13 protein-coding genes are annotated in these 14,627 nt (G+C 69.2%); 5 read left to right on the top strand and 8 right to left on the bottom strand.

Annotated features, from left to right (window positions below):
• Nucleotides 1–329: 329 nt before the first annotated feature.
• Nucleotides 330–1,802, bottom strand: coding sequence for a M1 family metallopeptidase (locus tag FB384_RS11200; protein ID WP_183782419.1), 1,473 nt, complete (start codon nt 1,800–1,802; stop codon nt 330–332).
• A gap of 13 nt (nt 1,803–1,815) precedes the next feature.
• Between FB384_RS11200 and FB384_RS11205 the strand changes: the two genes are divergently transcribed.
• Nucleotides 1,816–2,577, top strand: coding sequence for an alpha/beta fold hydrolase (locus FB384_RS11205; RefSeq protein ID WP_183782422.1), 762 nt, complete (start codon nt 1,816–1,818; stop codon nt 2,575–2,577).
• A gap of 119 nt (nt 2,578–2,696) precedes the next feature.
• Here the strand turns inward: FB384_RS11205 and FB384_RS11210 are convergent, their stop codons facing one another.
• From FB384_RS11210 to FB384_RS11225, 4 genes are all read right to left on the bottom strand, one after another.
• Nucleotides 2,697–3,695: a peptidoglycan recognition protein family protein gene (locus FB384_RS11210; protein WP_183782425.1), complete on the bottom strand. Its 999-nt coding sequence runs from the start codon at nt 3,693–3,695 to the stop codon at nt 2,697–2,699.
• Between the two features lie 239 nt (nt 3,696–3,934).
• The gene (locus FB384_RS11215) at nt 3,935–4,804 is read right to left on the bottom strand and encodes an HhH-GPD family protein (protein ID WP_258937211.1); all 870 of its coding nucleotides are present in this window, start codon (nt 4,802–4,804) and stop codon (nt 3,935–3,937) included.
• A 57-nt stretch (nt 4,805–4,861) separates the two neighbouring features.
• Entirely contained in the window at nt 4,862–5,365 is a 504-nt protein-coding gene (locus tag FB384_RS11220) for a beta-class carbonic anhydrase (RefSeq protein WP_183782428.1), read from the bottom strand.
• Nucleotides 5,366–5,436: 71 nt separating this feature from the next.
• Complete coding sequence (locus tag FB384_RS11225; RefSeq protein WP_183782431.1) at nt 5,437–6,537, bottom strand: LacI family DNA-binding transcriptional regulator; 1,101 nt, start codon at nt 6,535–6,537, stop codon at nt 5,437–5,439.
• A 446-nt stretch (nt 6,538–6,983) separates the two neighbouring features.
• Here FB384_RS11225 and FB384_RS11230 point away from each other — a divergent pair, with 446 nt between their 5' ends.
• From FB384_RS11230 to FB384_RS11240, 3 genes are read left to right on the top strand one after another with little or no spacing between them, the layout of a single operon-like run.
• Nucleotides 6,984–8,147 carry a metal ABC transporter solute-binding protein, Zn/Mn family gene (locus FB384_RS11230; RefSeq protein WP_183782435.1) on the top strand — a complete coding sequence of 388 codons (1,164 nt, stop codon included), beginning with the start codon at nt 6,984–6,986 and terminating at the stop codon, nt 8,145–8,147.
• Entirely contained in the window at nt 8,144–9,004 is an 861-nt protein-coding gene (locus tag FB384_RS11235) for a metal ABC transporter ATP-binding protein (protein WP_183782438.1), read from the top strand. The genes FB384_RS11230 and FB384_RS11235 overlap by 4 nt, the downstream gene beginning before the upstream one ends.
• 52 nt (nt 9,005–9,056) lie before the next feature.
• Entirely contained in the window at nt 9,057–9,950 is an 894-nt protein-coding gene (locus tag FB384_RS11240) for a metal ABC transporter permease (protein WP_183782441.1), read from the top strand.
• Here FB384_RS11240 and FB384_RS11245 read toward each other — a convergent pair.
• The 3 genes from FB384_RS11245 to FB384_RS11255 all read right to left on the bottom strand — a co-directional run bounded on the left by FB384_RS11245 (nt 9,904) and on the right by FB384_RS11255 (nt 13,411).
• Entirely contained in the window at nt 9,904–11,220 is a 1,317-nt protein-coding gene (locus FB384_RS11245) for an alginate O-acetyltransferase AlgX-related protein (RefSeq protein WP_183782444.1), read from the bottom strand. The two genes, FB384_RS11240 and FB384_RS11245, sit on opposite strands and share 47 nt — an antisense overlap.
• Nucleotides 11,221–11,265: 45 nt before the next feature.
• Complete coding sequence (locus FB384_RS11250; protein ID WP_183782447.1) at nt 11,266–11,469, bottom strand: hypothetical protein; 204 nt, start codon at nt 11,467–11,469, stop codon at nt 11,266–11,268.
• A gap of 712 nt (nt 11,470–12,181) precedes the next feature.
• A complete protein-coding gene (locus tag FB384_RS11255; RefSeq protein WP_183785346.1) occupies nt 12,182–13,411 on the bottom strand; it encodes a DUF445 domain-containing protein in 1,230 nt (409 codons plus the stop codon).
• A gap of 111 nt (nt 13,412–13,522) precedes the next feature.
• Between FB384_RS11255 and FB384_RS11260 the strand changes: the two genes are divergently transcribed.
• Nucleotides 13,523–14,623, top strand: coding sequence for a DivIVA domain-containing protein (locus FB384_RS11260; RefSeq protein ID WP_183782450.1), 1,101 nt, complete (start codon nt 13,523–13,525; stop codon nt 14,621–14,623).
• Nucleotides 14,624–14,627: the final 4 nt, after the last annotated feature.

Here is a 14,627-nt window from a genome sequence, read left to right on the forward strand (position 1 = left end):
GGGTGCCGCCGCAGCAGCCGCGGCTCGGCCGGTTGTCGCGGCTTCGGGCACGCCGCGGCGGCCGTGCTCTGTCTCGTCCCCGAAGGCCGCCTCGGGTCGGTCGGCGGGTCGTCTCGGGGTGAGGTGCCGTCCGCGGAACTTGTCGTCCGCGGTGACGTCGCCCGCGTCGGCGCACCGTCGCCGCATGCTGCGCCGTCGCCGCATGCCCCACCGTCGCCGCACGCTGCGCCGTCCCCTCACGCCACGCCGTCCCCTCACGCGCGCGTTCCCCATGCCGCCCGGCCGCAATCGCCGATATCATCTGTCCACAATGTACGGGCTAGGATGGCTCAGTTCGACAGTGTCCCCGGGTACAGATACTGCTCGTCGGGCAGGCCGCTGCGGTGGAACCATGCGGTGAAGAACCCGTCGAGGTGCTGTCCGGAGGTGCGTTCGACGAACCGCTCGAACTCCGGCCACGACGCGTTGCCCTCCGGATGCTCGCCGGGCCACGACCGCAGCACCGTCCAGAACGCCTTCTCGCCGAGCTGCCTGCGGAGCGCGTGCATCGCCAGGATTCCCTTGTCGTACACGCCTCTGAACTCGTTGCCGGCTCCCATGTCGTAGAGCGGTGGCGCCCAGAATTCCGGTGTCGTCGCGGTGATCGTGTCGCGGTACCTGGCGTCCAGGTCGACGTCTTCCTTGCCCTCCAACCACAGCCATTGCGCATAGCTGGCGAGACACTCGTTGAGGCAGATGTCGGCCCACGACGACACGGACACCTCGTTGCCGTACCACTGGTGTGCCAGCTCGTGGACGATCGTCGAGAGGCGGGCGTCGGCGTCGTAGGTGGGTCTGCCCTGTGTTTCCAGTGCGTACCCGGTGTCGGCGCCGAGGTAGATGCCGCCCGTGGTGGTTGCGGGGTAGTCGCCGAACCGCGATTCGAGGAACCGCACCACCTCGCCGGTGCGCCGCGCGTCCTGTCGCAGATCCTCCGAGCCCGGTGCGAAGGCGTTCAACACCGGTGTCCCGTCGCCGAGGGTGCGGCGGGTGACGTCGAATCGGTCGATCGCGACGGTCGTCAGATACCCGGCGACCGGCTCGGACTCGACCCACCGCGACGTCGTCCAGCCGTCACGGGTGGCCGACCGCTCCTCGCGGCCGATCGACACGGCCGTCCAGCCCTCCGGCACGCGTGCGGTGAGCCGGAACGTCGCCTTGTCGCGCGGATGGTCGTTCGACGGGTACCAGAACGACGCCGACGGCGGCTCACCCATCGCGAACGCGCCGCCGGACGGGGTGCGGTGCCAGCCGTTGTTGCCGAGTCCGCTGGTCGTTCGTCCTGGTGTGCCGTGGTACTGCACCCGAACGCGGAACCGTTGGTTTCCCGCCTTCGCACGCGCGGGCGTGATCACCAGTTCGTGCGCGTCCTCGCGGTCGAACCGGGCGCGTGCGCCGTCGACGTGCACCGATTCGACGATCATCCCGCGCAGGTCCAGGTTGAACCGGCTGAGCGGTTTCGTCGCGCGGGCGGTCAGCGTGGTGTCGCCGTGGAGCACCCCGGAGTCGGGGTCGTAGCGCACGGACACGTCGTAGTCCAGCGCGTCGTACCCGCCGTTGCCCGCCTCCGGGTAGTACGGGTCGCCGATCCCGGGTGCGCCCGGCTCGGCGGGTCGTTGCTGCAGCGCACCGGGGCTGTGTCCCGTCGACGCGGTGGGCAGGCGCTCGGATGAGGTGGGCCGCGGCTCGCCCCCGCCGGAGGTGCACGCCGTTAGGGTGCACACGAGAGCGAGCACGCAGGATCCGGCCCGGCGAATGGCCATAGGGAGAGCGTAGATGCGGTTGGGTGATGGTGCCGTGCGGTTCGGCGGCGCGGGACAGCCGATCGTGCTGCTGCACGGGCTGATGGGCAGGGCGACGACATGGTGGCGGGTCGCGCAGTGGCTCACGTCCTACGGTGACGTCGTCGGCCTCGACGCGCGCGGTCACGGCCGCAGCCCACATTCGCTGCCCGCCGCCACCGAGGACTTCGCCGCCGACGTGGCCGAACTCGTCGAACGGCTCGACGCGGGACCCGCCGTCGTGATCGGGCACTCGATGGGCGGGCTGCACGCGCTCACGCTCGCCGCGACCCGGCCGGAGCTGGTGCGTGCCGTCGTGGTCGAGGACTACGCGCCGGACCTGCGCGGCCGCACCGTCGAAACCTGGCGCGGGCATTTCGAATCGTGGCCGCAGCCGTTCACGTCGCTGGCCCACGTGCGTGAGTTCTTCGGTGACACGGGGGACTACTTCGCCGAATGCTTCGAGGAGCGGGCCGACGGGTATCACCTCATCGCCGACCTCGAGAATCTGTACGCGATCGCCTCGGAATGGGGACGGCGCGAATACTGGTCCTATGTGGACAAGGTCGACTGTCCGCTCCTCGTCGTCGAGGCGGGCGACACCGTGATGCCGGCGGGTCAGCAGGCCGAGCTGGCCGAACGAGCGGGAGGAAAGCACCTCGTCGTCGACGGCGCCGGACACGTGGTGCACGACAGCGCGCCGGAGGAGTACCGGGGCGCCGTCGAGGCGTTCCTGTCAGGTGCGCTCGGCCGCTGATCGCGTGCGGCCGGCCCCGGAATCCGCAACACGATCCCCGGCAACGCAGCCGCGCGGCCGCGGGTCGTTGAGGGCGGTGCTCGGGAGACGAGCGGTAGCGACGCGGGCGGGAGGCCGGGCTACTGCGCCAGGCGGGCTCGCAGTTCTTCCCGCTCGGCGCCCGTCGCGGCGAGCAGCGGCCACACATCGGCGCCGAGGTAACCGCTTTCGTCGGCACTCCGATGAAGCGAGGCACCGCACGTCAGTTGCTGGACGCTGTTGGCGCGTTTGAACTTCGCCACCTCGCGGGCCATCGCGGCGGTGAACACGCCGTCGGTCGCGACGTTCGCACCTCGTTCCCGCAGCAGGGTCTGCGCCGTCCGCACCTGTGGGCCCGCGTCACCGGGTGTCAGCAGCGGCCACGACTTCGGCTGGGCGGCGCGGGTGCCGAGCTGTGCGGCCACTTCCTCGCGCAGTTCCGGCAGCCGGCCGTAGAGGACGTCGCCGGGGCATTGGGTGGAGTTGAAGTCGCGATGCCCCATGATCAGGTCGGTGGTGACGTCGTACTGCGCGGCCATCCACGCCACGAGCTGCACCAGGGAATCCCACAACGCCTGCGTGACGTCGACGTCGACGTAGATGCCCTCGTTCTCGATGCCGATACAGGTCGAGTTGTTGCCGCCGACGTGCGCGCCCTGGACGTGCTGGGTGCCATCCTGGACGACCTCGAGCGAGTGGTGCCTGCCCTCGGTGATGTGGCCGCCGCGGCTGTTGGTGAACTGCTGGCCCGAGTCGCCCCAGCCGTTGTCGATGTGCAGCTGCTGGATGTCGCGCGAGATCTGGAACGCGTGGTCGACGGAGTAGTCCTCGCTGTTGGCTCCCGCGGTGTGGTGGACGACGATGTATGTCGGCGGGTCGTCGAGGATGATCGGGTCCTGGGTCGGTTCCTGCGCGCCCCAGTCGGTCGTGGTGTAGATCAGTGGCTGGTCGGCCCTCGGGGTGGCGCGGCGTGTCCCGGGTGCAGACGTGGGCGCCGCGTTCGCCTGCGTGGCGGCGAGCGTGGTCAGGGCGCCCGCGGCGGTGACGGCGAGTCCGCCCTTGAAGAGGGTTCGACGGTGGAATTCGGGCTGGTCGGACATGTCGTTCGAGCTCCCTCCACTGGCTGTGGCTGCGCGGGACTATCGCTGCGTGGGGATATCGGAGCACGAAACATCAACTGTCGCGAATAATTACCGACGAAGTTCGGGTCACCGTCGTGAAAACTTTTCACTGCTGGCCAGTGCTGTGACCTGCGAGAACCGGTCCGATAACGGACAGAACGCCCAAAGTCGTATCAGTCGAACGGGCTAATCGCATGGGTGATCATCACCGGTTGTGATCAGTGCTCGCCGGGAAGCGCGAACCTGCCGTCGGCCGTCTGCTCGACCAGGCCGTCGGTGAGCAGTGAGTCGAGGCAGCGGTCGCGCTGTCCCGCGCGGTCCCACACGACGTCGAGCCGCGTTTTGGATACCGGTTCGTCCGTCCCGCGCAGCACGTCGAGCAGCAGGCCGCGCACCTGCCGGTCCGTCCCGGCGAACTTCTGCACCGGCTTGGCGGGACCGTCGTAGGCGGGTTTGCCCGCACGGACCCAGGCGCAGTCGTCGAAGACCGGGCAGTCCGCGCACTGCGGCGAACGTGCCGTGCACACGAGCGCGCCCAGCTCCATCAGCGCCGCCGACATGGTCGCCGCGCGAGACTCGTCGGGCGGTAGCAATGTCTCGACGTCGGCCATGTCCTTCGTGTTCGACGCCGGACCTGCATCGCCCGCGCCGTGCACCGCCCGTGCCACGACCCGGCGGACGTTCGTGTCCACGACGGGCGTGCGCTTGCCGTAGGCGAACGCGGCGACCGCCCGCGCCGTGTACGCCCCGATGCCCGGCAGCGCGAGCAACGTGTCGACGTCGTCGGGTACGACGTCGCCGTGCTCACGGGCGATCACGTCAGCGGCCGTGTGCAGCCGTAGCGCCCGGCGCGGATAGCCCAGCTTGCCCCACGCGCGCAGCACCTCGGCCTGCGTCGCGGCCGCCAACGCGGACGGTTTCGGCCAGCGTTCCAGCCACTCGTGCCAGATCGGCTCCACGCGCGCGACCGGCGTCTGCTGCAGCATGATCTCGCTGATCAGCACGCCCCAGCCGTCGCAGTCGGGCCTGCGCCACGGTAGGTCGCGTGCGGTTTCGGAGTACCAGTCGAGCAGCGTTTCGGCTGCGATGTCGGCGGTCAGCACCACGCAGGCATTAAAACACCGGCGCCCGCGCGGGCGATCAGGTCACTCCGCCGCCCGCTCCACCTCGGACAGCCGGCCCGTGTGCACGTCGTAGACGAAGCCGCGCACCATGTCGCGCTGCGGCAGGAACGGGCTCTGCTTCACCCGCTGGACCGACGTGCGCACGCTGGCCTCCACGTCACGGAACGCCTCGACCGCCCACGTCGGGCGCAGCCCCGTGTCGGCTTCGAGTTCGTCCTTGAAGCCGTCGTCGGTCACCGAGTTCAGGCCGCAGTCGGTGTGCTGGATGACCATGACCTCGCGGGTGCCCAGCTTGCGCTGGCTCAGCGAGAGCGACCTGATGGTGTCGTCGGTGACGACGCCACCCGCATTGCGCAGGATGTGCGACTCCCCTTCGATGAGCCCGAGCAGCTGGAACACCCGGATACGCGCGTCCATGCACGTCAGGATCGCGACGTGCTGGGAGGGGCGGGGGGACGAACGGTCGCCGGTGACGGCGTCGCCGAGTTCGGCGTTGCGCTTGAGAAGCAGGTCGATCGCGGTCATGACGCCTATATGACCCGCCCGGCGTCTCCGGCACAAGTCGGGTTGGTGTTCGTCACGCTCGACGGAGTGGATCAGGGTCCGAACCAGTGCTGTTCGGCGGTCCGCGGCGGGCCGGACGTGGTGCCCACGCGCAGCTCGGTCGGCAGCGTGATGACCTTCGACGCCACGCGGTCGCCCGCGCCGAGCAGCAGCGTGCCCGCGGCCTTGCCCTTCTCCAGCACTGGTTGGTGCACGGTCGTCAGGCCGGCGCGGGTGGCCTCGCCGATGCCGTCGAAGCCGGTGATCGTCAGGTCGGCGGGCACGCGCAGGCCGCGACGGCCCGCCTCGGCGAGCGCGCCGAGCGCGAGGATGTCGGAGGTGCAGATCAGGGCCGTCACCCGCGGATGCTTGTCGAGCAGCTGCCGCGCGGCCGACGCGCCGTCGTCGACGTGGTGGTCGAAGCGTTCGACCACGGGCACCGATTCCCACGACACCCCCGCGGCCTCGAACGTCCGCTGCAACGCCGCGAGCCGGGCGCGCTGCACGTGGTAGTGGGCGTCCTGCTGGCGGTAGAGGGAGACGAAGTCGTCGTTGCGGTCGCTCGACAGCCGCATGCACAGCACGCCGACCTGCCGGTGGCCGAGGCCGACGACGTGGTTGGCGAGGTCGATGGTGGCGGCCTCGTCGTCCGGGCCGACGCGGTCCAAGCCCTCGAGCTGCGGCTGATCGACGATCACCGTCGGCACGGGCCGCTGCAACGCGGCTTCCAGGTGCGGGTCGTCGTCGGGCACGGAGTAGACCACGAAGCCGTCGACGCCCGCGCGGTGCACGGCGGCGACGTCCTCGTTGCCGGGACTGCCCGGCACGAGGGTGAGGCCGACGCCCGCGTCCTCGCACGCGAGCGCGAGACCCTCGAGCACGCCGACGGCGGCGGGGTCGCGGAAGGCGTACGAGAGGTTCTCGGTCAGGAGCAGTCCGACGGCACCCGCCTTGCGGGTACGCAGCGAGCGGGCGACCGGGTCGGGTCCTGCGTAGCCGAGCCGCTTCGCGGTTTCGAGGACGCGTTTGCGCAGCTCGGGTGACAGTTGGTCCGGCCGGTTGTAGGCATTGGACACGGTCGTACGCGAGACGCCAAGTTCGGCGGCGAGGGACGCCAGTGTGGCCTGCCGCCTCGATCGCATCGGCCGGTTCATGAACAAACCGTAACGGTTCAGAACATGGTGCAGAACCGGAGGCCCGCGTCGATCACATTTGCCGGCCGTCGCGCGGCGGTGCGAGGAGGCCTGCTCGGCAGGCGTGGCGGGCGCGGCGGTGCGAGGAAGTCGGCGTGGCGGGCGCGGCGGGCTCGTCACGGTCGCGAGTGGCCACCGGCAACGACATCAGAGCCGCCCCGGCGAGGCGGCTCTGATGTCGTCGCTCTGGTGACAGCGCTCTGGTGACAGCGCTCTGGTGGCAGTGCTCGGATGACGCCGCACTGATGACGCCGCTCTGATGACCCTGCGTCGAACTGGCAATCCCTCTGTCGGGTTTCGTCACCGAATCCAGCGGTCGCTTCGTTGGGAACGATTTCCATTATCTATACTGACCGTGACAGCGGCCCTCTCGGAAGCGGGCCCGGGTACAGGCAGGGTGGTGGACGATGAACAAGGCGCGGGCATTCACGGCGGTGCCGATGGCGGCGGCGCTCATTGCGGCTACGGCGTGCGGCGGATCCGAGGATGGTTCCGGCGACGACTCCGCGATCACGGTCGTCGCGTCCACGAACGTCTGGGGTTCCGTGGTGAAGGCCGTCGGCGGCGAGCACGTCGAGGTGAAGTCCCTCATCGACGACCCGTCCGGTGACCCGCACTCCTACGAGGCGACCGCCGAGGACGCCGCCGACGTGCAGGACGGCGAGCTGCTCGTTTACAACGGCGGCGGCTACGACGACTTCTTCACCCAGCTCGCCGAGCAGTCCACCAGCAAGCGATTCGTCGTGGCTGTCGAGGACGACGGCGGTGACCAGCACGGCCACGGTGAGGACGGCCACGGTGGTGAGAGCGGTCCCGACGGCCTGCGCTCCCAGCAGGGTGACGATCACGACGACCACGATCACGGCACCGACGACGGCCACGGCGATGACCAGGGCGGCCAGGACGGCCAGGACGAGGGCCACGGCGAGCAGGGCGAGGGCGCCGAGGACGGCCACGACGACGAGGGCCACGGCGACGACCACGGCGAGGGCAACAGCGACGAGGGCAACAGCGACGAGGGCGGCCACGGTCACGAGGGGCACAGCCACGGCGACGGTGACAACGAGCACGTCTGGTACGACCCGGAGGTGGTCGGCGAGGTGGCCGACGACGTCGCCGCCGAGCTGGCCGAGATCGATCCGGGGCAGAAGCAGACCTTCACCGACAACGCCGCCGCGTTCAAGAAGCGCCTCGACGGCATGGAACAGCAGATCGCGGACATCCCGGACGGGCGAGTCCTGGCGACCGCGCCGGTCGCGCACTACCTGCTTGAGGGAGCCGGTCTCGAGGACGTCACGCCGCAGGACTACACGCGGGCCATCGAGAACGAGACCGACGTGCCCGTGGCGGCCCAGCAGCGGGTGACGAACCTCGTCAAGAACGGCGAGATCGACGCGGTGGTCAACAACCCGCAGACCGTCACGTCCGTCACCGAGAAGCTCACGAGCGAGGCCGAAGGCGCGAACGTGCCGGTGGTCGACATGACCGAGACACTGCCGGAGGGCCAGGACGACTACATTGCGTGGATGACCGGCCAGATCGAGGAGTTGGCGGGAGCATTGGGTCAGTGAGCACGACGGGCACGGACGAGACGGACCGCGCGGTCGCGACCGGAGCGGTCCAGATCGAGGGCGCGGCGCTGGCGTTCGGTGAACGCACCCTGTGGTCCGGCCTCGACCTGCGTATCGAACCGGGCGAGTTCGTCGCCGTGCTCGGCCCCAACGGTTCCGGCAAGACGACGCTGCTCAAGGTGCTGCTCGGCCTGCAGGCGCTGAGCGCGGGCACGGTCCGCGTCGCAGGCACGGCGCCGGGCAAGGGCAACCACCGTGTCGGATACGTCCCCCAGCAGCGGGCCATGGACCAGCAGCTGACGCTGCGTGGCCGCGACCTCGTGGGACTGGGCCTCGACGGCGACCGCTGGGGCACCGGCCTGCGCGGCATCCGGGCCAGGAAGCGCAAGGTCGCCGAAGCCGTCGACTCGGTCGGCGCGACGTCGTACGCCGCGTCGCCGGTCGGCCTGCTCTCGGGTGGTGAGCAGCAGCGGCTCCGCGTGGCGCAGGCGCTGATCGGCGAACCCGACCTGCTGCTGTGCGACGAACCGCTGGCGTCCCTCGACCTGACCCACCAGCGCACCGTCACCGAGCTCATCGAACGGCGCAGGCGCGAGACCGGCACCGCGGTGCTGTTCGTGACCCACGAGATCAACCCCGTGCTGCCACACGTGGACCGCGTGCTGTACCTGGTCGGCGGCCGGTTCCGCATCGGAACGCCCGCCGAGGTGATGACGTCGGAGACGCTTACCGAGCTCTACGGCGCGCCGGTCGAGGTGGTCCGGGTCGGCGGGCAGATCCACGTCGCCGGTGCGCAGAGCGCATTGTGCGAGGACACCGTGCACCATCACGAACACGATCACGCCGAACCCGTGTGAGGCGTGCTCCCCACCCCGTATTCCCACCGACGATCCCTACGAAGGCCCGCTGATGGACAAGCTGTTCGACTTCGAGCTGACCGCGCGGCTGCTCGAACTCGACTTCGTGCTGATGGCGCTCGGCGCCGCGGCCGTACTCGGCCTGGTGGCAGGCGCACTCGGGCCGCTGATCGTGATGCGCCGGATGTCGTTCGCCGTGCACGGCACGGCCGAGTTGGCGTTCACCGGCGCCGCGGCGGCGCTGTTGCTGGGCATCGGCGTGAGTTACGGGGCATTGGCCGGTGCCGTCATCGCCGCACTGCTGCTCGGCCTGCTCGGCGGTCGGGAGTCCGAACGTGACTCGGTGATCGGCGTGATCCTGTCGTTCGGTCTCGGTCTCGGCGTACTGCTGCTGTGGTTCTACGACGGCAGGTCCAGCAACAAGTTCGGCATCCTCGTCGGGCAGATCGTCGCGATCGAACAGCAGGACCTCGAACTGCTCGTCGGCGCGGCGATCGTCGTGCTCATCGTGCTCGCCATGATCTACCGGCCGCTGCTGTTCGCGACCGTCGACCCGGCCGTCGCGGTCGCTCGCGGTGTGCCGGTCCGGTGGCTGTCGCCGCTGTTCGCGGTCCTGGTGGGAGTCGCGACGGCGCTGGGTGTGCAGATCGTCGGTGCGCTGCTGGTCGTCGCCCTCATGGTCACACCAGCCGCCGCGGCCGCTCGCGTGACCGCGAGCCCGTGGCGGGCGACCGTGCTGGCCGTCGTGTTCGCCGAGGCCGCGGCCCTCGGCGGCATCGTGCTCAGCCTCGCGCCGGGCGCGCCCGTGAGCTTCTTCGTCACGGCGATCTCGTTCACGATCTACCTGGTGTGCCGCGTCATCGCCTACGTGCGCGGCAGGCAGCGGTCGCTCCGCGACCTCAGCGGATCGGATTCGCCGCGAGCCGCCGTTCCATCAGCTCGATGAACCCCTCGTCGATCAGCGGCAGGTCACCTTCGGCCACGGAGCGTTCGACGGTCTGCACCACCACGATCTCGGACCGGATGAACGTGTCGATCGTGGCCTTCTTGTGGTCACCGAGCTGCGGGTAGCTCAGCAGCGTCAGGTCGGCGAACGCGGCCGGCAGGTACCGCGAGGAGGCGAACGTGAACGAGTCGCCGATGAGGGCCGTCGGCGCGCCGATCGTGCCCTCGATGTCCCTGCCCGCATCGGCGTCGTAGCGCACCGGGCCGTCGAACTTGCGCAGCGTGTCCTGCGTGCGGTCGGTGCTGCCGTCGGGCATCAGTTCGTACCGGACCGACGTCTTCGGCTCGGAACGGCCCAGCATCGACGCGAGGTCACCGTTCGACGTCGACCACCCCACGCCGCGGCTGCGCCACGTGTCGGTCACCCCCGGCTGGAGTGCCTCGGCGACGTCGCGGGTCAGCATCACGGCGCCGTCGTCGGTCCAGTGCGTGTCGTTGGCGAAGTACGGCGGGTGGCCCAGCTGCTGCTCGGCGTCCTCCAGTGAGGGGCGCACGTCCAGGAAGCTCCGCAGTTGCGCGGCGAGTTTCCAGAACCGCTCGGTCGTCTCGGTGGAGCACTCCTTGCCCGCGTAACTGTCCGGCAGGTGCTGCGGCACCATCGTCGTCTTGTCCGGCGCGATGGTCAGCACGAACCGGCGTCCCGATGCTTCGACGGCGTGACGGATCCGGTCGAGGCGTTCGAACGTCTCGGAGAGCGGACGTTCCGGGAAGCATTTGCCCTTCACGTCGTCGCCGTAGTACAGCCAGCCGTCGGAACCCTCGATGACCTCGGTGTAGCCGGCGTTCTGCTGCTGCCCGTCCTGCGCGTCGCCGTCGCCGCTCTGGCCCTGTGGACCGTCGGGAACTCCCGGGATCGGGCCGGTGCCCTCGCCCTGGCCCATCGGCGCGGGCTCGCCGAATAGTCCGTGACTGATGCCGTCGGCGGCTTCGATGGCGCCCTCACGGAACACGAGGTGATCGGTCGCCCACTGCGGCATGCCCGTGAAGAAGCCCCACCCGTCGGCGAGGCTGGGGAAGCTCGCGAGCTCACGGTTCTCGATCTCGCTCGGCCTGCCGCCGAACACCCATCCCAGCGCGGGCGCGGCGAAGAACGCGGCCGCACACACGAGGGCCGTGACCTGCCGCTTGCCGTGGCGCGGGCGATACAGCGAGTGCTCGCGCGGCAGCCACGCCTCGTGCACGGGCGGCAGCTTCCGGGACGTGTCGGTCACGCGAACACGGTATCGACACCCGTCGTGGCCGGTGGGCGATACCGGTCAACCAGGCGGACGGTGCTTTTTCAGAACATGCGGAATGCGGCTGATGCTGCTGTACCAGTCACCGATGGTCGGGTCGACTGCGCGGAGCAGCCGGGCTGCCGAACGGTGATAGCCGAGGACATCGGTGGCGACCAGTGGCTCGAGGTGCGCGACGCGGTTGCGCAACAGGTAGAGACGATTTGCCCAGTGGTGGATGACCAACGGGTCCGGTTTGTACGGGAACGCGTGTCGCAGGGCGTGTGTCCAGAGGCCTCGTTGTGGGCCCGGCCCTGCCCGACCATCGGCGTCCCGCTTGTGTGGCAGTAGACGCACCCAGGTCGCGAACGTGGTGTGGGCAACCACGTCGTCATGATCGGCAGGTGGTGGCGACGAGGGTGGCTCGGATCCCTGAGAGTCGAATCCTTGATAGCGCGCTCCCTGGCTGTGGCGTAGGTCGATACGACCTGTCCCCTGCGCGTCCTCTTGTTGAGTACGCCCCACAGGGGAGGCGCTGGGCGTTCGATCCAGTTGGTGCCGTACGGCGGCTCGCCGGTCGGTGTGGGTCGAGCAAGGTTCCATTTCTGGAGTTCACGGTCGATGGCGTTCCGCAGCACGACCTCGACCAGCCCCAAGGCTTCGTAGATGGCTCCGGACATCTCGACATTCCAGCGGTACAGACGCACCGCATCGGTCACATTGCCCGCGACCGTGACGTAGGACGACAGCCGTGGTTCCGAGAGGTGCCTCGCGACGGCACGGTAGGCCTGCCGGCTCGAGCTACATTGCTCAAGATTCATGTCTCATCTAAACTTCCAGACAGAAGCGAGGGCAGGACTCCTCGCACAGTCATAGAGCCAACCCCCGTCGGTTTCCGGCGGGGGCGCTTTATTGTCACATCGCGAATTGACGCGGACACGAACGGTGACGGCGGCAGTCAGTGCAGCATGACGAGGACCTGGAGCTCGCCGACGATGCCGCCGATCAGGCCGCCGACGACCACGAGCTTCCACTCGTCCTGGCGGAACGCAGGCCGGAGCAGCCCCTCGTACTCGACGGGCGTCAGCTTGTTCATCCGCTCCTCGACAAGCCGCGCGACGGCCATGGCCTCGGTCAGATAGCCCTCGGCGTACCGCACCGTCTCGGGCACCCGCGCGATCGCCTTGTCGGCCGCCGAGCGCTTCATCTCCTCGAGCCGCTTCGTGCCGAGTGTCGCGGTCACCAACGGCCGGGCGTTTCCCGCCTGTTCGTCGACCGCGTCGGCAACGACGCGCGAGATCATCGCCATCAGCCGGTCGGACCGCGGGCCGCGCAGGATCGCGTCCATCAGGTTCGGCACCGTCAGCACGTCGCGGGCGATGATCTCGCCGTACTGCTGGGCGACCTCGGCCTTCCTGCGCTGGAACTTGCCCTGGAAGTACAGCTTGCGGGTCACGTGGACCGGTTCGCGCGGCACGAAGATCAACTTGATCGCCAGCCAGTCGGTGAATAGGCCGACCGCGGCGCCGAAGACCGGCATGACCAGCGGGTTCTTCGTCACGGCCCAGACGAATGCCTGGACGATGCCGAGCGCGAAACCGAAGTAGATGCCCGAGCGCGCGATGAACGCCATCTCGGGACGCGACGTCTCGCGGATCAGCTTCACCAGCAACTTCTTGTCGTCGGTGAGCCGGCGGACGGTCATTTCCTTGACGTCGAGGAAATCGTCGACGTTCTCCCGCATTTCCAGCATCAGCTGCCGCACGAGCTGCGGTGTCTGCGCCTGGATCTGCTTGATCACCAGGTCCTGTGCGACGGCGGGGAGGCGTTCCCACACCCGCGGATGGTTCTCGGCGAGCACCTCGCGCGCGACGTCGTCGACCGTCCGCAGCAGCGGCTGCTCGATCTCCTCGGTGATGCGATCGGGATCGATCCGCGCGAAGACGTCCTTGATGTCGAGGAGATTCTTCGTCAGCAGATCGGTCGCGATCGCGGCCATGCGGCCACCGTGCTGCGGGACGACGCCCTGCCAGCCGAGGAACGTGCCTTTGATGCCCCGCCATTCGATGGGGCGGAACATCATTTCGATGGCGACGCGCTTGGTGACGTAGCCGATCAGCGCCGCGATGAAGGGGATGGCCGTGTACAGCGGCCAGTGCTGCGAGATGTCGGCGACGATCGCGTCGATGTTCACGTCGCGGTCTCCTTCCCCCTTAGCCGGTCACGCCGGAGAACAGTATCGCGACGGGTTGTGACACGAGGTATGGGCTTCACGCTGCCAACTCATTAAAGTTGCCGAATGGCCGAAGCCGATGTCACCCCGAATCCCCCGAAATCCGGCACCTTCACGACCGTGTTCCGCGGTTACGACCAGGTGCAGGTCGACGAGCACGTCAAAAAGCTGAACTCGCAGCTGGAGAAGACCGCGCGCAGCCGGGACGACGCCACGGCGTCGGTCGCCGACCTGACCAGGGCGCTCGGGCACGCACAGCAGGAGCTCGTCGAAACCAAGGCCGCGCTCACCCGGATGGCCGAGGAGCCCACCGGGCCCGCGGCGATGAGCGAGCGGGTCAAGACCATGATGAAGCTCGCCGAAGAAGAGATCGACGAGCTGCGCAAGAAGGCGGAGGCAGAGGCCGACGCGACCAGGTCGGCCGCCGATTCGTACGCGGAGAAGACTCGCGAGGACGCTCGCGCCGAGGCGAAACGCCTCGCCGAGGAGGCCGAGCGCGAGCGCGGCCGGCTCGACGAACAGGCCGAGAAGAAGCGAGCCGACGCGGAGAAGGCGTCGCAGGACAAGATCGCCGCCGCGGAGAAGAAGTCCTCCGAGGAGATCGCCGCGGCCAAGGCCGCATCGGAGAAGGCAGCCAAGGAGCTCGGCGACGACGCGAAGAGCCGCGCCGACGCCATGATCGCCGAGGCCGAGGCCCGATTGGCGGACGCCAAGGGCAAGCACGCCCAGGCGCACGAACTGCGCCGGACCGTCGCCGACCGGCTGGCCGCCAGCAACGCCGCACTCAGCGACGCGCTCGACAAGCTCGGGCCGGAACCGGAATCACTCGATTGGGCGACGTCTGGATCGGACGGTGCCGGAGCGGACGGTGCCGGTGCGGCCAACGGCGCGAAGGCCACCGCGGCGGCGTCCGGCTCGACGGGCACGGCAGCGGCGACCTCGGACAAGCCGGCGCCGAACAAGGCGACCACTGGCGGGACGGCGCAGGACAAGACGGGTTCGGACAAGGCGGCGGCCGGCAAGGCGGGAGCAGGTGAATCCGCGTCCGGCAAGGCGGGAAGCACCTCGGCGAAGGCCGCGGACGGCGAGACTGGCGGCACGCAGGCGACGCCGAAACCCGGTCCGGCCAAGTCGGACGGGAAGGGTGAGGACGTCACATCGGCGTGAAGCG

Source organism: Prauserella sediminis (genome assembly GCF_014195435.1).
GTDB lineage: Bacteria > Actinomycetota > Actinomycetes > Mycobacteriales > Pseudonocardiaceae > Prauserella > Prauserella salsuginis.